Genomic DNA, 20,260 nt, shown 5'->3' with positions numbered 1-20,260 from the left:
GCCCGGCGGCAAAAAATGCCCCCACGCTTGCCGCTACGCGGCGGCGCTGCCCCCCGAGGGGGCGCTTTTTTGCCTTGGGACGGCCCGGCGGCAAAAAAACCCGCACATCTCGTAAGGAATGTGCGGGTTTTTGATATGCCAGGGATGTCCTGGAAAAATCCTGGTGCCGTCGGCGAGACTCGAACTCGCACAGCTTTCGCCACTACCCCCTCAAGATAGCGTGTCTACCAATTTCACCACGACGGCTTGCGTGAGCCCGCTAGTATATAACATTTGCGGGCTCCTCAGAGAAACTGCCTTAGTTTTTCTGCGCGGGTGCCTCGGGCTGCGCGGGCGCGGCCGGCGGGGTAGCGGGCACGGACGGGACCGACGCGTCGGGCGCGGCCGGAGCCGGTGCGGGCGTACTGCCGGGAACGGCGGGCACCGACAGGTCGCTGGGATGGTTCTCCATCACACCGCCCTGCGAGGCGGCGGGGGCCGGACGACCCAGGTAGGCCAGCGCGGCGGTGGAAATGAAGAAGACGACCGCCGCCCACTTGGTGGTGCGCGACAGGAAGTTGGCCGCGCCGGCGGCACCGAACAGGCTGCCGGCGGAGCCGCCGCCGAAGGCGGAGCCCATGTCGGCGCCCTTGCCCTGTTGCAGCAGGACCAGGACGATGATCGTCAGGGCGGAAATGACCTGCACGATCAGCAGGACGGTAAGCATTACGGACATTCAAGCACTCCGGGTTGTCGCGCCCGCCTCGGCGATGCGCAGGAAGTCTTCGGCCACCAGCGAGGCGCCGCCTATCAGGCCGCCGTCGATGTCGGGCATGGCGAACAGCTCGGCCGCGTTGGCCGCCTTGACGCTGCCGCCGTACAGCACGCGCACGCCGGCGCAGTCGACGCCCCGCAGCGCGGCCCGGATGGCGGCATGCACTTCCTGGGCCTGCCCGGGACTGGCGGTCTTGCCGGTGCCGATCGCCCAGACGGGTTCGTAGGCGATGACCATGGCGGCCACGGCTTCGCGGCCCAGGGCTAGCACGGGCTCTAGCTGTTCGTCGATGACGGCCAGGGTGCGGCCGGCTTCGCGCTCGGCCAGGGTCTCGCCCACGCACACGACGGGAGTCAGGCCGGCGGCCAGCGCGGCCTTGGCCTTGTCCGCCACCAGCCGGCTGGTTTCGCCATGCAGGCTGCGCCGCTCGGAATGGCCCGCCAGCACGTAGCGGCAACCGAATTCGGACAGCATGGCGCCGGAAACCTCGCCGGTATAGGCACCCTGCTGGTGGACGCTGATGTCCTGGGCGCCCCAGGCGATATCGGAGTCGGTCAGCGCGGATTCGGCCTGGGCCAGGTAGGGAAACGGCACGCAGACGCCGACGTCGCAGGCGGCGGCGCCGGAGGACTGGTTCCAGCCGCTGCGTATGGCCGAGAGCAGCTGGCCGTTGGCGGCCAGGCTGCCGTGCATCTTCCAGTTGCCGAGCACCAGGCGGCGGATATTCTGTTTAGTTGCCATCGACAAGAATCGAAAAATGCCCGCGTGGACAAAAATATGCGGGCAAAACCTCGATTGTATCGGCTCCAGCGCACCGCTGCAGCCAATGTCGTAAAAAATGCCGGGCGCGCGAAGCGCTTAGGGGCTAAACCGTCAGCACGATCTTGCCGACATGCTCGCCCGACTCCATCATGGCATGGGCCTTGTCCGCCTCGCGCAGCGGGAAGGTGGCATAGACTACGGGCTTCAGCCGCCCGGACTCGAACAGCGGCCAGACGTTCTGGCGCAGCGCGGCGGCGACCTCGCCCTTGAACTGGGCCGAGCGCGGGCGCAGCGTGGAGCCGGTGATGGTCAGGCGCCGGCTCAGCACGCGGGCAAAGTCGATCTCGCCCTTCGCGCCGCCCAGCAGCGCGATCAGCACGATGCGGCCGTCCTCGGCCAGGCAATGGATGTCACGGGCGACGTAGTCGCCGGCCACCATGTCCAGGATCACGTCCACGCCCCGGCCGTCGGTCAGGCGCTTGATTTCCCGCACGAAATCCTGGGTGCGGTAGTTGATCCCGGCGGTCGCGCCGAGTTTCTCGACGGCGGCGACGCGCTCGTCGCTGCCCACCGTGGCATACACCGGATGGCCCAGGGCCTTGGCCAGTTGCACGGCCGTGGTGCCGATACCGCTCGCGCCGCCGTGCACCAGCAGCGATTCCTGCCCCGACAGCCGGCCGCGCATGAAGACGTTGCTCCATACGGTGAAGTAGGTCTCGGGCAGGCCGGCGGCCTCGACCATGCTCAGCCCCTTGGGCACGGGCAGGCACTGGGTGGCCGGCACGGTGCAGTATTCGGCGTAGCCACCGCCATTGACCAGCGCGCAGACCGCGTCGCCCACGGCGAAACCGGAGGCGCCCTCGCCCAGCGCGGCCACGGTGCCGGCCACTTCCAGCCCGGGCAGGTCGGAGGCGCCCGGAGGCGGCGGGTAGGTGCCGCGGCGCTGCGCCACGTCGGGCCGGTTGACGCCGGCGGCGGCAACCTGGATCAGGATTTCGCCGGCGCCGGGCACTGGCGTGGGGCGCTCGGCGGCTTGCAGGACTTCGGGCCCGCCGGGGCGGGAGATTTCGATGGCGATCATGGCGCGGCTTCCCGTTTTTCTGGTCTGAAGGCGGTCATCATATACGGCTATGCCACCCCTACTCCTATCAGGGTCTTGGGGCCCGCGAAGCGGCATGCGTCCTCCGTGGAGCCACCATAGCCAAGTCGAATACCGGCGACGGATAAATTCATTCTCTTTTCGGTAAAGGATTGCCTAGACTTGCACCGGTCAGTATTCCGCCCGCATCCCCTCCGGGCGCATCCCCACAAGAGAGTAGACATGAGCACACAAGCCAAAGTCGTCGAAGGCAAGGCCACTCCCCGCGGCAAGTATCCCCACATCAAGCGCGCCGGCGATTTCCTGTTCGTCTCGGGCACCAGTTCGCGCCGTTCCGACAACTCGCTGGCCGGCGTGGAAGTGGACGCCATGGGCACGACCAAGTTCGACATCCGCGCCCAGACCCGCGCGGTGCTGGAAAACATCCGCGACATCCTGGGCACCGCCGGGGCCTCGCTGTCCGACGTCGTCGAGATCGGCACCTTCCTGGTCGACATGAGCGACTTCGGTGGCTACAACGAGGTCTACGGCGAATTCTTCGACTACGACGGCCCGGCCCGCACCACGGTGGCCGTGCACCAGCTGCCCCACCCGCACCTGCGCATCGAGATCAAGGCGGTCGCCTACAAGCCGCTCTGATCCCGCCACGACAACACCAGACATCAAGCCCATCATGAAAATCGACATGCACGCCCACCACTTCCCGCGCATCACGCGGGAAGAAGCCGCCGCCCTGAGCGTCGAGCGCGCGCCCTGGCTGCAGGTGGCGCCGGACGGCAAGACCGGCGACATCATGCGAGCCGACAAACCCTTCCGCCCCGTCTACGACGCGCTGTGGGACCCGCAGGCACGCCTGGCCGAGATGGACGCCCAGGGCGTGGACATCCAGATCACCTGCGCCACGCCCATCATGTTCGGCTACGAGTTCACGCCCGAGAAGGTCCTGCCCTGGGCCCAGCGCATGAACGACCTGGCGCTGGAATTCTGTGCCGCCGCGCCCAAGCGCCTGGTCGCGCTGGCGCAGGTGCCGCTGCAGGACATCGACGCCGCCTGCCGCGAAGCCTCGCGTGCCAAGGCCACGGGCCACCACGGCGTGCAGATCGGCAACCACCTGGGCGACCGCGACCTCGATGACGAGGGTCTGGTCACGTTCCTGCAGCACTGCGCGAACGAAGGCATCCCGCTGCTGGTGCATCCGTGGGACATGATGGGCGGCAACCGCATGAAGCAATGGATGCTGCCCTGGCTCGTGGCCATGCCCGCCGAAACGCAGCTGGGCATCCTGTCGCTGATCCTGTCGGGCGCCTTCGAGCGCATCCCCGAATCGCTGAAGATCTGCTTCGCCCACGGCGGCGGCTCGTTCGCCTTCATGCTGGGCCGCGTGGACAACGCCTGGAAGCATCGCGACATCATCCGCAAGGACTGCCCGCGCCTGCCCTCGGAATACGTCAAGCGCTTCTACGTCGACTCGGCCGTGTTCGATCCGGGCGCGCTGCGCCTGCTGGCCGACGTGATGGGCACCGACCGCATCATGCTGGGCTCGGACTATCCCTTCCCGCTGGGCGAACAGTCCATCGGCAAGCTGGTGGCCGAACAGCCCGGCTTCAGCGACGCCGACAAGCGCGCGATCTACGCCGACAACGCGGTCGAATTCTTCGGCCTGCAAGCCCTGGTACGCTGACCTCTTCCCACCCCCACAAGGAAATGCCATGAGTTTCGTCACTGCGTTGCGGCGCACATCGGTCGCTATGGCCGCCGGCCTGGCCCTGGCCGGCGCGAGTATGCATAGCGCCCATGCCGAATACCCCGAGCGGCCGATCCGCCTGATCGTCCCCTCGCCCCCGGGCGACGGATCGGACGTCCTTGCCCGCAACGTAGGCAAGGCCATGGGCGAAGTGTTGGGTCAGAGCCTGGTGATCGAAAACAAGCCAGGCGCGGGCGGCAGCATCGCCTCGGACACCACCGCCAAGGCGGCCGCCGACGGTTATACGGTGCTGCTGGGCAACGCCAGTACCCACGCCGTCACGCCGGGGCTCTATAGCAAGCTGCCCTATGATTCCGAGAAAGCCTTCAGCACCGTCTCGTTGTTGGCCAGCGCGCCCAATGTGCTGGTCGTCAACCCCGCGCTGCCGGTCAAGAACATCGGCGAGTTCATTGCCTACGCCAAGGCCAACCCCGGCAAGCTCAACGTCGGGTCGGGCGGCAATGGTAGCCTGTCGCACCTCTCGGCCATTCTCTTCAACTCCATGGCCGGCATAGATATCCCGCACGTACCCTACAAAGGCGCGGCGCCTGCCGTCACCGCCGTCATGGGTGGGGAAATCTCGGCGCTGATGATCAACATCCCGACCGTGTCGCAGCAAATCCAGGCCGGCAAGCTGCGGGCGCTGGCGGTCAGCAGCCTGGAGCGTTCACCGGCGTTGCCCGACGTGCCGACGCTGAACGAGTCGGGGCTCAAGGGCTACAACACCGAAGCCTGGTTCGGCCTGTTCGTGCCGGCCGGAACCCCGGCCCCGGCCATCGCCAAACTGCAATCGGCCGCCGCCGCGGCGCTCAAGAACGAAGCGGTGCTGACCAACATCCGCAACATGGGCGCGGTGCCCAAGGACCTGAAAGGTCAAGCCTTCGCCGATTTCGTCAAGGCCGAAGCCACCAAATACCGGGCCATCATCAAGCAGGCCGACGTACGGATTGACTAGCCGGAGGAGGGCTTCGTCATCCATCCAGGCCGCGGCTGCTGAGCCGCGGCCAGCGGCCCTCCGCCACGCCGGTGGCGTAAGACATCATGGACACGCGTCGCGCCGTCGGCTCAACGCACCGTCTCGCCAAGTCCCCTCCCATATGACGCGAAGGTCCGCTGCAAGGTTTCGATACCCTGCGCGAGGTCCGGCTCATCGGCACTTAGCCACAGGCGAATCTCGCCCGAATACAGGAAAAAGAACACTTTTGCGACCTGCTCCGGACTTTCGGTGGTCCGGATCCTTCCCCGCCTGATCGCCTCCTTCGCCAAGTCCTCCAGACCGGCCATGATGCGCTGCCGGTTCGCCAAATACTGAGCAGCCTGCCTGCCCTCTGAAAAGAACACCAATTCACGCAGCAGGATCTTGGCGAGCGCGGCGCGGGAATGAAAGACCTGATAGAAATGTGCGAACACCGCCGCCGCCTGCGCGCTCAATGTCTTGCGCCGGTCGACCCGGGCAAACGCTTCATCGACCATCACGTCCAGCGCATCGTTGAAAATCAGGAACAGCAGATCCCGCTTGTCCACCGCATACATGAACAGGGTGCCGATTCCTACGTCCGCCCGCTCGGCAATCTCCCGAGTCGTCGTCGCATCGAAGCCTTGCTGTTCGAATAATTCTTGCGCCGCGCGTCGAATGCGGTCGAGCTTTTCGAGCTTGTTGCGCTCGCGCAGCCCCAGCTTGGGGCTCACGCCTGCAGTGTGCTTGTCCATAGGTTCTAAATAGCGGCCGCGCCCAGGATACCAGACCCTCTGCGCGGCTCTCCCGGGCCATCTTCCTTGATTAGGTGGAAATACCAATCTTCACAAAAATCGACTGTGCTCATAATTGTAGTCACTACAAATTTCAGTAGGGAAATGGAGATGGTGATGGAGAAAACCCTGGGTGACGTGTGCTATGCAGCAGTGCTACTGCCATTTACGGAAGACCTCAAGGTGGACGAGTCGGCGTACCGGAAATTCCTGCAGAATTTCCTGAAGAACGACCGCTTTCGCGCACGGGGTGGACTCTGCATCAATCCCGAGGCGGGCGAGATTTTCACGTTGACCCGCGAGGAAAAAAGACGCGTGCTCGAAATTGCGGTCGAAGAAAACAATGGCGCGGTACCCTTGATCGCGGGCACGTGGGCGCTGACAACTGCAGAAGTCGTCGAGACCGCCCGAGACGCCAAGGCGCTAGGCGTGGACGGCATTTTCGTCACCCCCCCTGGGGGAGCTCAAGACATCACCTCGTGCTGGGACGCGGACAAGTATCCCGAGGTCTGGGCCGATCAGATCAAGGCGCAGGACCGGGCGGTCGACCTGCCCATCATCACTCATCCTGTTTCCGGGTCGGCGGCCCCCTTCACGCCGGGCCTGCCGGTCGAGGCAACGCTGGCCATCTGTCGAGAAATACCGAATATCGTGGGCTGGAAAATGACCTATGGCTACGAGGGCTACCGCATCATAGGCAAAGCCTTGCGAACCCTGCCTCGGCGCGTATCGGTCATGGCGGCCCTGGCTTCACGTTTCCATGAATACCGGGCGACGGATCTCTTCGACGGCACGCTCAGCGGTTTCTGGAATTACGGAATGGAAAACATGTTGGATCACCTGGACGCCTGGGACCAGCGGGATCTTGAACGCGCGTGCCGGATCTGGCAGGGAGGCCTCTCGCAACTTCACGAATACGTAGCCGACATGGGGCGGCTGCACGTGCGCTACAAGGTCGCGACGTGGCTGCGGGGGCTGATCCCCAATCCTTTCATGCGGCCACCGATGCCCGCACCCAAGAAAGCGGAGATAGAGACCATCTACAAGCTGCTGCAGGAAGCCGGCTTCTCGGTAATCGACAGGAAGGATGCCATGCGCCTGGCCTGATCGGACAAAACGAACGACAACACCAATAGGAGACAAGCATGAGACCCAAGTTTGCCCGGCTTGGCCTGTCCGCCGCGTTGGGGATTGCCGCTACGGCACTCACGGTTCACGCCGCCCCTCAGCCCTACCCGACCAAGCCTATCAACATCGTCACGCCGCTTCCCGCCGGGTCGACCGTAGACGTTTTGGCGAGAGCGTTCGCGCAACAGCTGAGCCAACGCCTCAAGACGCCCGTGGTGGTGGAGACCAAAGCGGGTGCGGGTCTCATGCTGGCCATGCAAAATGTAGCAAACGCGCCTGCCGACGGTTATACCCTGGCCTTCACGCCGGCGACGCCGCTGTCGATACAGACCCATCGTCACAAGAATGCCGGCTACACACTCGAATCGTTCGTACCGCTATGCCAGACGTTCGAGAACATTTTCTATCTCGCCGCGTCGCCTGGCTCGGACATTAAAGATATCCGGGCACTGGTCGACAGGCTGAAGAAGGATCCCGGCCGATTCAGCTACGGACATTCGGGCATAGGTTCAGCTCCGCACTTGATGACGGAGGAATTCCTGCGGGACCTCAACGTCCGAGCAACCGAAATTTCCTATCGTGGCGAGACGGCCTTGCTCCCGGATCTCACCTCGGGACAGATCGACGGAGGGCTCGTCACCACCTCAGTGCTGCTCCAGCACAACTACCGACCGCTCGTCGTGTTCAGTACGGCGCGGACCAAGGAGTTCCCCGACGTGCCGACGACCGCCGAATTGGGCTCCAAGGTCCACTCATCCACCTATGGCGGCATCTTTATACGCAAGGACGTGCCGCAAGACGTACTCGTCACGCTCGAAGGAGCATGCCGCGACATCGTCAGCAGCCCCTCCTATCAACAAATGGCGGACCAGTTGCAGCAGACTGCCACGTATCTGGATAGGCCGGCGTTCAGCCGGCGGGTGGCGGCCGATCATGCTTCAAAGGGGCGCCTGCTGGACGAGTTGAAGCTGAAAGACTAGCCGTGCCCGTCCAGACGTCCGCATCGACCAAGACGCATTCCGCGCACCGGTCAGAACCGGTGCGCGATCCCCATCGCGATCTGCCTGCGCCAGGCATCGCCCGCCGTCGCTCCCGCCGCGGAGAAAAGCCGGAACTCGGTCCGGTTGGCGTACACGTACAGCCAGGTCCGCCTGGACAGGTCGTAGACATAGGCCAGGCCGTAGTTCTCGATCTTCGAACCGGTCGTCCGCTGGTATCCCAGCAGCACCCTCCCCGCTCCCACCGGCACCTTCACGCCAACCTGATAGGCATGGTCGCGATCGTGCGTGGCCGCGAAATGGGTCGCCCCGTTGGCGCCGGGATCCACCGTCGGATCGCTCAGCCGGCCGTACCCGCCGTAGAGCGTGAACGCGCCGAAGTCATGGTTCACGCCCACCTGCAGGTTGCTGGGCTTGCCCCGCGCACCGGCGGTGCTGGCGGGCATGACGTACTGGTAGCTGACCGCCGCCTTGAAGCGGCCGCCGTCGTATCGCAGCCCCAGGTCCGCCATCCGGTTGTTGCGGCTGCCGCCGGCGATTTCGGCATCTGCCGTCTGCACGCTGTAGCCCAGGCCGGCCTGCATGCCCGCCCAGCGGGGCGAAAAATAGTAGACGGCGTTGTTGACCCGCGCGGTGGTGCCGAAATCGCCGGTGTTGTAGGCGGCGGTCGTGGTCACCGCGGCTTGCTGGAAACTGGGCCCGAACGGGCTCATCATGCCGGCGGTGAACAGCAGCCCGAGATTGGCCATCCGCCCAAGCTGGATCTCGCCGAGTTGCCGGTTCGACAGCCCCACATGGCTGGCCCGGCCGAACAGTCGCCCGAAAGCCTGCTGCCCGTTGTCGCCCGTGAAGCCGTTCTCCAGCACGAAGTTGGCCTTCCAGCCGTTGCCCAGGTCCTCGGTGCCGCGCAGCCCCCAGCGCGAGGCCACGCTGAGCGAGGGATTGATCGCATTGATCGTACCCTTGCCCTGAGTCTTGTCGGACAGGTAGCCATTATCGAAAATCCCGTACATCGTCACGCTGCCCTGGCCCAACGCGGCGGCGCAGGGGACGACGGCCAGCGCGACGCCGGCAAGAGACCGCATCGTGGTCATCGATTTCTCCAATAGAGGAATGGGCGGCGCGGGCAAGCCGCGCCGGAACGCGGCTATTGCGCCTGAAGTCCGGCGATCTCGACCAGGCGGCGGACCTTGGCCTTGTCGGCGGCGATGAAGGTGCGGTATTCCTCGGGCGAACCCTTGTAGAGCTGGGTGCCGTACTCGGCCAGCCGGGCCTTCAGCTCGGCCGAGGCGACGACCTTCTGCAAGGCGCGGCTCAAGGTTTCCTGGATGGCCGCCGGCGTGCCCGCCGCCACATACAGCGCGGTCCAGTTGCCCGCCTTCAGGTCAGGCACGCCCAGCTGCGCGGTCGTCGGCACGCCCGGTACGGAAGCCAGCGGCTGGTCGGACATGACTGCCAGCGCGCGCAACTTGCCGGCGGCCACTTGCGGGCCGACCACCTGGCTGCTGTCCATCAGCACGTCGATCTGGCCGCCGGCGACGGCCGTGACCGATTCGCCGCTTCCCTTGTACGGGACCTTGACGATGTCCAGGCCATAGCTCGCCTTCAGCGTCTCCATGCCCAGGTGCAGGGTTCCCGCCGCGCCATAGTTCAACACCCCGGGCCGGGCTCGCGCATAGGCGACCAGTTCATCCAGGCTCCGCACCGGCAGGCTGGCCCGCACGACCAGCACCGAAGGCGTGTTCGTGGCCAGGCCCACCGGCGCGAGCTGCTTGTCCGGGTCGTAGGGCAGGCTCTTGTACAGCAGGGGATTGACGATCTGCGTACCGACGGTGCCCAGCAGCAGCGTGTAGCCGTCCGCCGGATAGCCCAGCATTTCCTTGACACCCAAGACGCCGCCGGCGCCCCCGCGATTCTCCACGACCACCGTCTGGCCCAGCGCCTCGCCCAGGTTCTTGCCGATCTGCCGGGCGGCGAAATCCGAATTGCCGCCCGCCCCGAAAGGCACGATCAGGCGCAAGGGCCGGTCCGGATATGCCTGGGCCAGCGATGCGCCGGCACAGGAGAACAATACGACCATCCACAACAATCTCGACAAGCGCACGGGAATCTCCTTGGCTGACCACGATCACGTGTCTCCTCCCCCGCCTCTAATCCGCCATGGCGCGCTCCGGGGCAGTGGGATTGATGCGGGCGTAATTGGCCTTCTTGAACTCGCCCCAGACGAAAGGCTTGTCCCGCGGCATGGAGGTATGGAAATCCTCGGGCGCCACATTGGACGGGTCGGGGTTGCGGATCTTGGGCGCGATCACTTCGTCGTAAGTGGGGAACATGAAGAATGGCACCGAATAGCGCTCCTTCCCATAGCGGTTGATGACCCGGTGCGGCGTGGACGAGAAGACCCCGTCGGTCCAGACCTTCATGACCTCGCCGATGTTCAGCACATAGGTGCCGGGAATCGGCGGCACGCCTATCCATTCCCCATCCCGGTTGCGGATCTCCAGGCCGCCGGTCGCGTCCTGGTAGACGAAGGTGAACGCGTCCGTGTCGGTATGGGCGCGGGTCCCCAGGTGGGCGCCGGATTCATTCACCTGCTGCGGCGGGTAGTGGATGATGCGCAGCGCGTTCATGTCCTTGCGGAAATGCTGGCGAATGGCGTCCCTGGGCAGGTCCAGGCCAAGCTCGAACAGCTCGATCATGCTTTCGCCGAACCGGCACATGCGGGCGTGATAAGCCAGCAGCACCTCCTTGAGCGCCGGCAGTTCACGGGGCCAGGGAATGGTTCCGGCCAGGCGCGCGCCGGTCAGCAGGTCCGGGTCGTCGGGATCGAGCGGCCGGCGGAACTGGAAGGCCTCCTGCTTGTTGGCGGTGATCACCCCGCCGCGCTCGGCGTTGCCCTCCCCCTTCGTCAGCATGGGCAGATAACCCTGGAAATGATGGTTCCTGGCCATCGACACCGCGTCCTTGGCCGCCTGCGGCAACGCGAAGAACGCCTTGGCGGCCTCGAAGACGCCGTCGATCTGCGCCTGCGGGATCGGATGGTTCTTCAGGTACAGAAAACCGACGGTGGCGCAGGCCTCGGCCAGTTCGTCGGCCAGGCGCTTCCGGGACTGGGGCGTCGCGAATCTTTCGGGCGACATGTCGATGACGGGCACTTCGGAAAAATCCAGCTTGCGGGTGGCGGGCAGCATGTTCGTCTCCACGGATGGCGCCCTGGTGGCGCCTGGTTCGATGTCCATGCGAAGAACTTTAAGTTCGTGGAGATATATTTAAAAATTAAAAAATAAGTTCATCCCATAGGTTATCTTCTATGAAACATCCGCCGAGGCCGCCACGATGTACAAGACCACGACGTTCCGCCAGCTCACCGCCATCGACGCCGTCGCGCGCCTGGGCGGCGTCTCGCGCGCAGCCCAGGCGCTGCACCTGACCCAGCCCACGGTATCGCTGCAATTGCGCCTGCTCGAGGAAGCCGCCGGCGCCGCGCTGGTCCAGCGCTCCGGGCGCGGCCTGCTGCTCACGCCCGCCGGCGAAGTCGTGGCCGGCTACGCCAGCCAGATCCTCGAGCTCTGGCGCCACGCCTCGGACGAAGTCGCCAGCCTGAAGGGCCAGTTGGCCGGCACGCTGCGCGTGGGGGCGCTGATCACCGCCGAGTACCTGTTGCCCCCGCTGCTCGTGGCCTTCAACACCGGCCGGCCCGGCGTGAAGGTCAAGCTCAGCGTGGGTAACCGCGAAGAAGTGGTACGCATGCTGACCCGCCATGAAATCGACATCGCCATCATGGGCAAGCCTCCGGGCGACGTGCGCACGGAATCGCGGGCTTTCGCCAAGCATCCGATGGCCTTCATCGCCTCGCCCCATCATCCGCTGATGGCCAGGCGGGACCTGGCACTGCGCGACCTCTCGGGCGAGAACATCCTCGTGCGCGAACATGGCTCGGGCGCCCACAACACGGCGGAGCGGCTGTTCAAGGAAGCCGGACTGCGGTTCTCGCCCGGATCGGAGCTGTCCAGCAACGAAGCCATCAAGCAGATGGTGGCGGCGGGCCTGGGCATAGGCTTCCTGTCCCTGCATGCCTGCGCCCTGGAATTCCAGGCGGGCCTGATCGGCCTCTTGCCGCTGCCCGGCAACCCGGTCGAACACGATTGGTACGTGCTGCACCTGTCCACCGCCCGCCTCCCGCCCGTTGCATCGGCCTTCCAGGACTTCCTGGCCGACCACGGCCAGGCGGAGATACGCCGGCAGCTGCGGGCCTTCGACGCGGTGGTGGACCGGCTGCGCGCGAAAGGAGCGCGCCGGCCCCGCGCAAATGCGCGCCCGGCCAAGTGATGGGATCACCAGGATGGTCTAAGCTAGAGGCTTTGCACCCGCACTGGCCGCGGCCCTCTTGCCGGCATGACACCACACGCAACGCCCCCGCTTCCTTTTTCCCCTGTTTCCACGCGGGCGCCCGCCCCGCGCCTGCCGGCATGACCCGGCCCGGCATCCGCCTCGTCGTCGGCGCCTGGGACGACCTGAGACACGACGCCTCGTCCATCCGCCAGGCCGTCTTCGTCCACGAGCAATCGGTCCCGCTGAAACTCGAATACGATGCTGCCGACGCGATCTCGCTGCATGCGGTCGCCTACGACGCCGACGGCACGCCCCTGGGCACGGGCCGGCTGCTGCCGGACGGACACATCGGCCGCATGGCCGTCCACCGCCACGGACGCGGGCTGGGCGTGGGCGGCTCCATCCTGGATGCCCTGATCGACGAGGCCCGGCGGCGCGGGCACGGCCGCCTGCTGCTGCACGCGCAGACGCGGGCCCAGGCGTTCTACGAAACGCGCGGCTTCCAGGCCGAAGGAGACGAATTCCTGGAGGCCGGCATCGTGCACGTGCTGATGAGCCTGCGCCTGGACGATCGCGCGCCGGACCTGCCGGCCGAACCGCCGGCGGGAGCGGCTTGAAGGCCGGCGCGAGGTCAGGCCTGGCGGCCCGCGAAGTCCTCGGGGCCAAGGCGCGTGACCGATCCGTGCGGCCCGCCCGGCACTCCCGCGGCGACGTCGTGGATCTCGGCCTGTCCCGCCAGGTAGGCGGTCAGCAGATGATCGACGCGGTCGTCTGGCGCCCCGAAGCAGGTGCGCAGGACCTGTGCATCGACCTCGTAGACCTGGGGCCCGCGAGTCTCGTGGAAAAGCGTGAAACGCACGCCGTCCCGGGTGGCCAGCGGCGTCGTTCCCGCAGCGAGTCGATGTGGCATGGCGCGTCTCCGTTCATCCGCCCTGGGCGTATCCGATCCTTCCAGCATGTTTTATACGCCAGCGCATCGTCCGACACCAAGTCATGAGCTCAGCACCCCACCCAGCCTTGTCCCGCGCCGTCACGCCCGCCATGGCCCTCCTGGGCATCCTGCTGGTGGCGGCGACGCTGCGCGCGCCGCTGACCGGCGTCGGCCCCCTGCTCGGCCATATCCGCGCCTCCACCGGCCTGGACGCGGGCAGCGCGGGGCTGCTCAATACGCTGCCGCTGCTGGCGTTCGGCCTGTTCTCCGTGGTCGCGCCCGCCGTGGGCCGCCAGCTGGGGCTCGAGCGCGCGCTGTTCGCCGCCATGGTCGCACTGTGCGTCGGCATCGCCGTGCGCTCGATGCCCGGCATCGCGCCTCTGTTCATCGGTACGGCGATAGGCGGCATCGCCATCGCCGTCGGCAACGTGATGCTGCCGGCGCTGGTCAAGCGCGAGTTCCCGCAACGCATCGGCCCGCTCACCGGCCTGTACTCGGTCGTGATGACCCTCGTATCCGGCACCGCGGCGGGCGTGGCGGTACCGCTGGCGGACAACCTGCCCGGCGGCTGGCGTACGTCCCTGGCCTGCGTGCTGGTCATCACGATTCCCGCGGCCCTGGTCTGGCTGGCGCGTTCGCGCAACCATGCCGCGGCGCCCGCCGCGGCCAGCGCCCACACCCCGAAAACCGCGAATGTCTGGCGTTCGTGGCTGGCGTGGCAGGTCACCCTGTTCACGGGCATCCAGGCCTTCAATTTCTACATACTCGTGGCCTGGCTGCCCTCGATGCTGCACGAGACCGGCATGAGTCCCGGCCAGGCCGGATGGATGGTGTCGCTGATGCAGTTGGCCGCCCTGCTGGGCAATATCGCGACATCCTGGGTGTCGGGCCGGGTCCGCGACCAGAAAGTCCTCGGGCTGGCCATCTCGCTGCTGTGCGTGGCGGGCTTCGCGGGTATGGCGCTGCTGCCGGCCTGGACCATCGTCTGGATATGCGTGGCCGGCGCGGGTCTGGGCAGCAGCCTGATGCTGTCGCTCGCCTATATCAGCCTGCGTGCCGCCTCCACGCAGCAGGCGGCCTCGCTGTCGGGCATGGCGCAAAGCCTGGGCTACCTGATAGGCGCGACCGGTCCGGTCGTGTGCGGCGTGCTGCGCGATTGGACCGGCAGCTGGCTGCCGGCGCTGGGCCTGATGGTGGCGATGGCCGGCGCGCAGGCATGGGTGGCCTACGGCGCGGGCCGCGCGCGGACCGTCTAGGTATCCGCCGGCAACCGGCGGGCCGCAGCGATCACCGACAACAGCCTGTCGATATCCACCGGCTTGGTCAGGTAGTCATCGAAACCGTGCGCGATGGCCTCTTCCTGCCCGAAGGCCGCGCTGCGGCCGGTCACCGCGATCAGCGTGACGGGCTTCAGGTGCGAGATGTCCCGGATCATGGTGGCCACCTCCAATCCGTTCGGCGGCGGCATGTCGATGTCCAGGACCATGACGTCTGGCCGCCAGTCCAGTGCCACCTCCATCGCCGCCGAACCGCCGTCGGCGTACCTGACTTCATGAAACCGGCCGCAGGCTTCGGCCAGCGCTTCGGCGGCGCTGACGTAGTTGTCCACGACCAGCACCCGGCAAGGCATAATCTGTCCCACTCCGTCCTCCTGACGTACTTGCGGACGGGCGCGCCGGCCTCTTACTCGGCCGCGCTGCCAGCCGGCGGATAATTGCCGGGCTCCTCGTTCTCCAACAGCAGGCACGGCAAATTGGCCTCGCCCTCCTGGATCGGCGTGGCCGGAGCCGCGCCGAAGAACCGGTGCAGCGACGCATAGGCCAGTTTGGCCGCCACGTCTTGCAAGAGCTTTTCCGAGGTCAGGAACCCCTCGGCCCGCAGATCGTCCACTTCCAGCCGATAGCCCAGCACGCCGTCCCGCTCGGACACGGCGCCCAGGCGAACCGCCTTGCCGGCGCCGTCCCGCGCATACAAGCCGTCTCCTGCCGCGTAGAGCCGATAGGCATGATGCGGGGCCGAACCGTCGTGGGGAGCGGTAGTCATGCGGTATCTCCTGTCCGGATGCCTCGCTCAGCAAGCCGCATACCCGGCGCGACCCCGGGGCAAGCCGCCGCGCCGGCGCTAGCCAGTCCCGCCGAAAGCGTCTATAACGCAGGGAGCATAGCGCATCGTGTCCAGGCGGTCCGCGGAACCGCAACCATCCCCATTCATGAAAAACATTCTTCAATACATGCGCCAGCTCAGGCAGCGCCGCCTTGCCGTATTCGAACTGTCGCTGAACGACGCGGCGGACGGCGATCCCTACGACGGCGAACTGCGCCAGCTGCCGCTGAACTACCACGCCACCGAGGTGGACGCCCGAGCGCTGCGGCGCCGGCTGTCCGAACTCGAGTACGACGACGAGGTCTGACAGACTCCGCCCCTCGTTCTGCGCGCCTTCGCGTTTGAATACAATCGATGCATTCCCCGCGATGCGGGCCACGCCCCAGGGGCCTCAAACGGAACAGAACATCATGAACAAGAACCCCGCCGCCCTGCTCTGCGTGCTGGCGCTGACCGCGTGTGCCTCCAGCCCCACTTCCTGGTACCGCGAGACCTCCTCGGCCGACCAGGCCGAGCGCGACCGCATCCAGTGCGAACGCCAGGCTCGCATCAATTCGCCGGGCTCGAGCACCCCCTCGTACCGCGGCATCAATGCCGGCGGCGGATCCGGCGTGAGCGACGGCCTGGCCAACGCCGAACGCCAGTCGGGCATGGCCAACGACTGCATGCGCGCCAAGGGCTACACCCTGCGCTGACGGCCCACCGGCCGGGCTACGCCGGCCGCCTCGAAATATGGCATGATGCGCGCACGCCCCGCCAGGGGAACTGGAATCTTGCCCGGAGGTACGCCATGCTGTCTCTTCTCGGAAGTCTTCTGGTAGGCTTGGTCGTCGGCCTGCTTGCACGTGCGATCAAGCCAGGCGACGACAGCATAGGGTGGATCATGACCATCGTGCTCGGCATCGCCGGTTCGCTCATCGCCGGATATGCCGGCCGCGCGATGGGCTGGTACCAGCCGGGCGAGCCGGCCGGATGGATCGCCTCGGTGGTCGGCGCCATCGTGCTGCTGCTGATCTACGGCATGATCAGGAAAAAGTCCGCCTAGTTCCGCGCCGGCATCGCCGGCGCCCTCCCTTCCGCCCCCGCCCCCACGTAACAAAACGTATCCGCATGTGACGAATGCGGCTATGCTTGCGCCTCCATGAAAGACATTCTCAAGAATGGGGGCATACATGCATATCCACGGCCGCTCGGCATGGCGATACGGCGCCGCCGTCCTATTGACCGGTCTGGCTTCCTGCGGCGGCGGAGGTGATGCCCCCGCGCCGGACGACCCGCTGGCCGCCTACAAATCCCAGGCGGTGGCATGGGCCCCCTGCGATCCGAACGTCCTGGGTCCGAACAGCGCCCTCATCCAGCAACTGGGAGACAAAGTGTCGTGCGCGACCATACGCGCGCCGCTGGACTACGCCAGGACGGACCGGGGCGACATCCGCCTCGCGTTGCTGAAGGTCGCCACCGCCGAGCCCAAGGTCCGCAAGGGCTCCATCGTCTTCAATCCCGGCGGCCCCGGCGGCGACGGACTCGAGATCGCGGCCAACTTCGGCGCGCTGTTCTCCCAGCCTCCCAGCGACTCGCCCACGCGTGCGGCGCTGCAGGACCTGGCGCGGCACTATGACATGGTGGGTTTCTCGCCGCGCGGCACCGGTGCCGGCACCACCATCACCTGCACGGCCAACGAACCCTCGCGCAAGGTGAACTTCCCGTCCGACGACCGCAGCCCGGCCAACATCGAGGCCATGCTGTACAACCTGCGGCTGGCGACCAAGGCCTGCAAGAACAACCCCCTGACGCCCTATATCAACACCGAACAGACGGCCTGGGACCTGGACCTGATCCGCCATCTGATCGGCGACGCCAAGCTCAACTACATCGGCTATTCGTACGGAACCTGGCTGGGCGCCTGGTATGCCGCCCGCTTCCCCGGACAGGCCGGCCACCTGGTGCTGGACAGCGCCGTCGACTTCACCGCCGGCTTCGACGAAGCCATGATCGGCCAGTCCATCGGCAAGCAGCGCGTGCTGGACGAGGTCATGAGCCCCTATTTCGCCCGCCATCCGGACCTCTACCGGCTGGGCGCGGACGAAAGCCGGATCCGCGCGCTGTTCGGCACGCTGCCCTCGCCCCTGAAGGCGGCCGTGGGCGCGACGCTGGCGTTCAACAGCAGCCGCGGCCTGGTGTCGTCGGGTTTCGTCATGCTGGCGGCGGGCATCGCCAGGGACCGGTTGGCCACCGATCCCGACATCAGCGATGCCGACCTTCGCATCGCGGTGGACACCGCGATCCGCGACCGGGCTCCGTTCGACGTCGAAGCAGCCCTGCGCGCGGCGACACGCCTGCTCGACCAGTTCGCCGCGATCCGCTTCCCCGAGCCGCGGTCCCTGCTGATGCCGCCCGAAGAGGCCACCTACGTCGCCGTCGTCTGCAACGACGTGGCGAGCCGGACCGATCCCCAGTACTGGATCAGCCTGGGCAACGAGATGGCGATCAGCCATCCGGTGACCGGCGGCTCGATGACCGAGGCGCCCTGCCTGTACTGGGGCGGTCCGACCACCGCCAAGCCCGCCGTGCAGGACACCGCCAAGGCGGGGCCGCTGATGGTCGTGCAAAGCCAGTTCGACGCGCTGACCCTGACCGAGAACGCGCTGCGCTTCGTCGATGCCCTGCCCACGGCGCGGCTGCTGTATGTGAAGGGCGAGTACTCGCATGGCGTGTTCCCCTACATGAGCCCGTGCGTGGATCACCGGGTGGCGGCCTTCTTCCTTGACGATGCGCTGCCGGCCCGCCGCACCGACTGCGACCAGGTGCCCTTCTACGGCGACGTGGCGGCCCTGGGCAGCCTGAAGCGGATGGCGGCGCCCGACCAGGCGCGTACCGATGCCTTGCTGGACCGGATCCAGGAGATCCTGGCCGGCGCGGGCAAGCAGGGGCTTTGATCCGAAAGCATGCATCGTTCCTAAAAAGGAACGATGCATGCCATTTTTGCCTACTAAAAGTTTTTTGGCATCGTGGATATGCTCTTTCCCACGGCACAAGCAATCCGCTGCCCGCCGACCACCAAGGAGAGAGCACCATGAGCACCCCCGCCAATTTCCAGGGCCAACGTCCCGTCATCGACCCCGCAGACGCCGTCATGCTGCTGATCGATCATCAAAGCGGCCTGTTCCAGACCGTGGGCGACATGCCCATGCCCGAGCTGCGCGCCCGCGCCGCGGCGCTGGCCAAAATGGCCACCCTGAGCAAGCTGCCCGTCATCACCACCGCCTCGGTGCCCCAGGGTCCCAACGGCCCGCTCATCCCGGAAATCCACGCCAACGCACCGCATGCCCAATATGTGGCGCGCAAGGGCGAAATCAACGCCTGGGACAACCCGGACTTCGTAGCCGCCGTCAAGGCCACCGGACGCAAGACCCTCATCATCGCCGGCACCATCACCAGCGTGTGCATGGCCTTCCCCGCCATCAGCGCGGTCGCCGACGGCTACAAGGTGTTCGCGGTGGTCGACGCCTCCGGCACCTACAGCAAGATGGCGCAGGAGATCACGCTGGCGCGCGTGGTGCAGGCGGGCGTGGTGCCCATGGACACTGCGGCGGTAGCCTCCGAGCTGCAAAAGACCTGGCATCGCGACGACGCCCTGCAGTGGGCCGAGGTCTACACCAAGATCTTCCCCGCCTACCAGTTGCTGATCGAAAGCTACACGAAGGCTCAGGAGGTGGTGAAGAATAACGAGACGCTGGACTCGCAGCGCGCGTAATCGCCGCCCCTGGCGGCCTTCTCAGGCCGCCAGGAAATCCAGCACCATGCGGTTGAACTTCTGCGCGTGCTCCCACTGGGCCCAATGGCCGCAGCGGCTGAACACGTGCAGCTCGGCGTCCTGCAGGCCGGCCAGCAGGCGCAGTCCGGTGTCCATCGGCACGAAGCGGTCGTCCCGGCCCCAGATGATGAGGGTCCGGGCCGCGACCTCGCCCAGCCGCGCGCCCACGTCGGGGAACTGCCGGGGATGGGCCTGGCTGCTCTTGACGAAGTTCTCCAGGTGATCGCGGCGCGACAACATGTTGTCCAGCCGAGCCTGGAACAATTCCTCGGTCAGGCTGGCGGCGTCATAGACGAACACGTTCATCATCCGCTTCAGGTTCTCGATGGTCGGATCGCGGTACAGCGCGCCGATCAGCTTGATGCCTTCGGTGGGCATGGGAACGACGGGGCTGACCCCGCCCGTCCCGCCGCCCATCAGGACCAGCCGGCCCACGCGCGCCGGATGCGCCAGGGCAAAGGCGACGGCGCTGTGGGCGCCCATGGAGTTGCCGACCAGGTGCGCCCGCTCCAGTCCGATCGCATCCATCAGGCCGGCCAGCGCGCGCGCGTTCAGGTCCGAGCGCGAACCGGCGCAGACGATGGCGTCGCTCTTGCTCCAGCCCGGGAAGTCCAGCAGGATGACCCGGTAGCCGGCATCGGCGAACGGCTGGACGTTACGGTGGAAATTGGCCCAGCCGCTGGCGCCAGGGCCCGAGCCGTGCAGCATGATCACGGCCTCGCCGCCCACGCCCGTGTCGTTGTAGTGCAGGCGCAGCGGCTGGCCGTTCTCGGTGATTTGCACGTAGCGGCTGGTGGCGGCTTCGGTCAGCGGGGAGATCGTTTGCGTCATGGTCATTTCTCGTTC

Annotated in this window: 24 protein-coding genes and 1 tRNA gene; 13 read left to right on the top strand and 12 right to left on the bottom strand. The window is 66.4% G+C overall.

The genetic code is table 11. The features are described from left to right. Positions 1 to 161 precede the first annotated feature (161 nt). The 4 genes from ABD104_RS12240 to ABD104_RS12225 form a co-directional block, all read right to left on the bottom strand. Positions 162 to 246: transfer RNA gene (locus ABD104_RS12240), tRNA-Leu, on the bottom strand. A 52-nt stretch (positions 247 to 298) separates the two neighbouring features. Continuing rightward, positions 299 to 715 (bottom strand): preprotein translocase subunit SecG, encoded by a 417-nt coding sequence (gene secG / locus ABD104_RS12235; protein WP_087839404.1) that lies wholly within the window; start codon positions 713 to 715, stop codon positions 299 to 301. Then, entirely contained in the window at positions 716 to 1,495 is a 780-nt protein-coding gene (tpiA, locus tag ABD104_RS12230; RefSeq protein WP_343927616.1) for a triose-phosphate isomerase, read from the bottom strand. It abuts the gene before it with no gap. Between the two features lie 124 nt (positions 1,496 to 1,619). Beyond that, positions 1,620 to 2,597 carry an NAD(P)H-quinone oxidoreductase gene (locus tag ABD104_RS12225; RefSeq protein ID WP_279819252.1) on the bottom strand — a complete coding sequence of 326 codons (978 nt, stop codon included), beginning with the start codon at positions 2,595 to 2,597 and terminating at the stop codon, positions 1,620 to 1,622. A gap of 240 nt (positions 2,598 to 2,837) precedes the next feature. On the opposite strand from ABD104_RS12225, the gene ABD104_RS12220 reads away from it, so the two are divergent. The 3 genes from ABD104_RS12220 to ABD104_RS12210 are packed head-to-tail and all read left to right on the top strand — an operon-like array spanning position 2,838 to position 5,314. Then, entirely contained in the window at positions 2,838 to 3,254 is a 417-nt protein-coding gene (locus ABD104_RS12220) for a RidA family protein (RefSeq protein ID WP_087839401.1), read from the top strand. 34 nt (positions 3,255 to 3,288) lie between these two features. After that, positions 3,289 to 4,296, top strand: a complete 1,008-nt coding sequence (locus tag ABD104_RS12215; RefSeq protein WP_176400767.1) for an amidohydrolase family protein — start codon at positions 3,289 to 3,291, stop codon at positions 4,294 to 4,296. Between the two features lie 28 nt (positions 4,297 to 4,324). Continuing rightward, positions 4,325 to 5,314 carry a Bug family tripartite tricarboxylate transporter substrate binding protein gene (locus tag ABD104_RS12210; RefSeq protein ID WP_087839400.1) on the top strand — a complete coding sequence of 330 codons (990 nt, stop codon included), beginning with the start codon at positions 4,325 to 4,327 and terminating at the stop codon, positions 5,312 to 5,314. Positions 5,315 to 5,424: 110 nt separating this feature from the next. On the opposite strand, the gene ABD104_RS12205 is transcribed toward ABD104_RS12210, so the two are convergent. Continuing rightward, complete coding sequence (locus ABD104_RS12205; RefSeq protein WP_087778960.1) at positions 5,425 to 6,069, bottom strand: TetR/AcrR family transcriptional regulator; 645 nt, start codon at positions 6,067 to 6,069, stop codon at positions 5,425 to 5,427. Between the two features lie 156 nt (positions 6,070 to 6,225). Between ABD104_RS12205 and ABD104_RS12200 the strand changes: the two genes are divergently transcribed. Both ABD104_RS12200 and ABD104_RS12195 read left to right on the top strand, forming a co-directional pair. Then, entirely contained in the window at positions 6,226 to 7,215 is a 990-nt protein-coding gene (locus ABD104_RS12200) for a dihydrodipicolinate synthase family protein (protein WP_243724559.1), read from the top strand. 38 nt (positions 7,216 to 7,253) lie between these two features. Then, a complete protein-coding gene (locus ABD104_RS12195; RefSeq protein ID WP_087839398.1) occupies positions 7,254 to 8,216 on the top strand; it encodes a Bug family tripartite tricarboxylate transporter substrate binding protein in 963 nt (320 codons plus the stop codon). A gap of 50 nt (positions 8,217 to 8,266) precedes the next feature. On the opposite strand, the gene ABD104_RS12190 is transcribed toward ABD104_RS12195, so the two are convergent. From ABD104_RS12190 to ABD104_RS12180, 3 genes are read right to left on the bottom strand one after another with little or no spacing between them, the layout of a single operon-like run. Next, complete coding sequence (locus ABD104_RS12190; protein WP_087839397.1) at positions 8,267 to 9,328, bottom strand: porin; 1,062 nt, start codon at positions 9,326 to 9,328, stop codon at positions 8,267 to 8,269. Positions 9,329 to 9,381: 53 nt separating this feature from the next. After that, entirely contained in the window at positions 9,382 to 10,338 is a 957-nt protein-coding gene (locus tag ABD104_RS12185; RefSeq protein ID WP_243724558.1) for a Bug family tripartite tricarboxylate transporter substrate binding protein, read from the bottom strand. A gap of 46 nt (positions 10,339 to 10,384) precedes the next feature. Then, positions 10,385 to 11,425 (bottom strand): isopenicillin N synthase family dioxygenase, encoded by a 1,041-nt coding sequence (locus ABD104_RS12180; protein ID WP_165963205.1) that lies wholly within the window; start codon positions 11,423 to 11,425, stop codon positions 10,385 to 10,387. 145 nt (positions 11,426 to 11,570) lie between these two features. On the opposite strand from ABD104_RS12180, the gene ABD104_RS12175 reads away from it, so the two are divergent. Beyond that, entirely contained in the window at positions 11,571 to 12,563 is a 993-nt protein-coding gene (locus tag ABD104_RS12175; RefSeq protein WP_087839394.1) for a LysR family transcriptional regulator, read from the top strand. 140 nt (positions 12,564 to 12,703) lie between these two features. Then, positions 12,704 to 13,183, top strand: a complete 480-nt coding sequence (locus tag ABD104_RS12170) for a GNAT family N-acetyltransferase (protein WP_087839393.1) — start codon at positions 12,704 to 12,706, stop codon at positions 13,181 to 13,183. A 14-nt stretch (positions 13,184 to 13,197) separates the two neighbouring features. Here the strand turns inward: ABD104_RS12170 and ABD104_RS12165 are convergent, their stop codons facing one another. Next, complete coding sequence (locus tag ABD104_RS12165; RefSeq protein ID WP_087839392.1) at positions 13,198 to 13,476, bottom strand: hypothetical protein; 279 nt, start codon at positions 13,474 to 13,476, stop codon at positions 13,198 to 13,200. A gap of 83 nt (positions 13,477 to 13,559) precedes the next feature. On the opposite strand from ABD104_RS12165, the gene ABD104_RS12160 reads away from it, so the two are divergent. Beyond that, positions 13,560 to 14,753: an MFS transporter gene (locus ABD104_RS12160; RefSeq protein WP_087839391.1), complete on the top strand. Its 1,194-nt coding sequence runs from the start codon at positions 13,560 to 13,562 to the stop codon at positions 14,751 to 14,753. Here the strand turns inward: ABD104_RS12160 and ABD104_RS12155 are convergent. Further along, the gene (locus ABD104_RS12155) at positions 14,750 to 15,139 is read right to left on the bottom strand and encodes a response regulator (RefSeq protein ID WP_132979995.1); all 390 of its coding nucleotides are present in this window, start codon (positions 15,137 to 15,139) and stop codon (positions 14,750 to 14,752) included. The genes ABD104_RS12160 and ABD104_RS12155 overlap by 4 nt on opposite strands. Positions 15,140 to 15,180: 41 nt before the next feature. Continuing rightward, positions 15,181 to 15,540: a hypothetical protein gene (locus tag ABD104_RS12150; protein WP_132979994.1), complete on the bottom strand. Its 360-nt coding sequence runs from the start codon at positions 15,538 to 15,540 to the stop codon at positions 15,181 to 15,183. 166 nt (positions 15,541 to 15,706) lie between these two features. On the opposite strand from ABD104_RS12150, the gene ABD104_RS12145 reads away from it, so the two are divergent. From ABD104_RS12145 to ABD104_RS12125, 5 genes are all read left to right on the top strand, one after another. After that, positions 15,707 to 15,907, top strand: coding sequence for a hypothetical protein (locus ABD104_RS12145; protein ID WP_132979993.1), 201 nt, complete (start codon positions 15,707 to 15,709; stop codon positions 15,905 to 15,907). 103 nt (positions 15,908 to 16,010) lie between these two features. Then, positions 16,011 to 16,295 carry a hypothetical protein gene (locus ABD104_RS12140; protein ID WP_132979992.1) on the top strand — a complete coding sequence of 95 codons (285 nt, stop codon included), beginning with the start codon at positions 16,011 to 16,013 and terminating at the stop codon, positions 16,293 to 16,295. 95 nt (positions 16,296 to 16,390) lie between these two features. After that, the gene (locus ABD104_RS12135) at positions 16,391 to 16,645 is read left to right on the top strand and encodes a GlsB/YeaQ/YmgE family stress response membrane protein (RefSeq protein WP_279819284.1); all 255 of its coding nucleotides are present in this window, start codon (positions 16,391 to 16,393) and stop codon (positions 16,643 to 16,645) included. A 127-nt stretch (positions 16,646 to 16,772) separates the two neighbouring features. Further along, a complete protein-coding gene (locus ABD104_RS12130) occupies positions 16,773 to 18,536 on the top strand; it encodes an alpha/beta fold hydrolase (RefSeq protein WP_343927615.1) in 1,764 nt (587 codons plus the stop codon). 137 nt (positions 18,537 to 18,673) lie between these two features. Beyond that, complete coding sequence (locus ABD104_RS12125) at positions 18,674 to 19,354, top strand: isochorismatase family protein (RefSeq protein ID WP_279819289.1); 681 nt, start codon at positions 18,674 to 18,676, stop codon at positions 19,352 to 19,354. 21 nt (positions 19,355 to 19,375) lie between these two features. On the opposite strand, the gene ABD104_RS12120 is transcribed toward ABD104_RS12125, so the two are convergent. Continuing rightward, entirely contained in the window at positions 19,376 to 20,245 is an 870-nt protein-coding gene (locus tag ABD104_RS12120) for an alpha/beta fold hydrolase (protein WP_176400765.1), read from the bottom strand. Positions 20,246 to 20,260 lie beyond the last annotated feature (15 nt).

This window comes from Pigmentiphaga daeguensis (assembly GCF_039523035.1).
Lineage (GTDB): Bacteria > Pseudomonadota > Gammaproteobacteria > Burkholderiales > Burkholderiaceae_B > Pigmentiphaga > Pigmentiphaga daeguensis.
The sequence above is the reverse complement of the archived record's forward strand: the minus strand, read 5'-3'. Positions and strand labels throughout refer to the sequence as shown.

Coding starts and splice junctions, on each gene's coding strand:
- secG (WP_087839404.1), bottom strand. CDS start 715: ATGTCCGTAATGCTTACCGTCCTGCTGATCGTGCAGGTCATTTCCGCC.
- tpiA (WP_343927616.1), bottom strand. CDS start 1,495: ATGGCAACTAAACAGAATATCCGCCGCCTGGTGCTCGGCAACTGGAAG.
- ABD104_RS12225 (WP_279819252.1), bottom strand. CDS start 2,597: ATGATCGCCATCGAAATCTCCCGCCCCGGCGGGCCCGAAGTCCTGCAA.
- ABD104_RS12220 (WP_087839401.1), top strand. CDS start 2,838: ATGAGCACACAAGCCAAAGTCGTCGAAGGCAAGGCCACTCCCCGCGGC.
- ABD104_RS12215 (WP_176400767.1), top strand. CDS start 3,289: ATGAAAATCGACATGCACGCCCACCACTTCCCGCGCATCACGCGGGAA.
- ABD104_RS12210 (WP_087839400.1), top strand. CDS start 4,325: ATGAGTTTCGTCACTGCGTTGCGGCGCACATCGGTCGCTATGGCCGCC.
- ABD104_RS12205 (WP_087778960.1), bottom strand. CDS start 6,069: ATGGACAAGCACACTGCAGGCGTGAGCCCCAAGCTGGGGCTGCGCGAG.
- ABD104_RS12200 (WP_243724559.1), top strand. CDS start 6,226: ATGGAGAAAACCCTGGGTGACGTGTGCTATGCAGCAGTGCTACTGCCA.
- ABD104_RS12195 (WP_087839398.1), top strand. CDS start 7,254: ATGAGACCCAAGTTTGCCCGGCTTGGCCTGTCCGCCGCGTTGGGGATT.
- ABD104_RS12190 (WP_087839397.1), bottom strand. CDS start 9,328: ATGACCACGATGCGGTCTCTTGCCGGCGTCGCGCTGGCCGTCGTCCCC.
- ABD104_RS12180 (WP_165963205.1), bottom strand. CDS start 11,425: ATGCTGCCCGCCACCCGCAAGCTGGATTTTTCCGAAGTGCCCGTCATC.
- ABD104_RS12175 (WP_087839394.1), top strand. CDS start 11,571: ATGTACAAGACCACGACGTTCCGCCAGCTCACCGCCATCGACGCCGTC.
- ABD104_RS12170 (WP_087839393.1), top strand. CDS start 12,704: ATGACCCGGCCCGGCATCCGCCTCGTCGTCGGCGCCTGGGACGACCTG.
- ABD104_RS12165 (WP_087839392.1), bottom strand. CDS start 13,476: ATGCCACATCGACTCGCTGCGGGAACGACGCCGCTGGCCACCCGGGAC.
- ABD104_RS12160 (WP_087839391.1), top strand. CDS start 13,560: ATGAGCTCAGCACCCCACCCAGCCTTGTCCCGCGCCGTCACGCCCGCC.
- ABD104_RS12150 (WP_132979994.1), bottom strand. CDS start 15,540: ATGACTACCGCTCCCCACGACGGTTCGGCCCCGCATCATGCCTATCGG.
- ABD104_RS12145 (WP_132979993.1), top strand. CDS start 15,707: ATGAAAAACATTCTTCAATACATGCGCCAGCTCAGGCAGCGCCGCCTT.
- ABD104_RS12140 (WP_132979992.1), top strand. CDS start 16,011: ATGAACAAGAACCCCGCCGCCCTGCTCTGCGTGCTGGCGCTGACCGCG.
- ABD104_RS12135 (WP_279819284.1), top strand. CDS start 16,391: ATGCTGTCTCTTCTCGGAAGTCTTCTGGTAGGCTTGGTCGTCGGCCTG.
- ABD104_RS12130 (WP_343927615.1), top strand. CDS start 16,773: ATGCATATCCACGGCCGCTCGGCATGGCGATACGGCGCCGCCGTCCTA.
- ABD104_RS12125 (WP_279819289.1), top strand. CDS start 18,674: ATGAGCACCCCCGCCAATTTCCAGGGCCAACGTCCCGTCATCGACCCC.
- ABD104_RS12120 (WP_176400765.1), bottom strand. CDS start 20,245: ATGACGCAAACGATCTCCCCGCTGACCGAAGCCGCCACCAGCCGCTAC.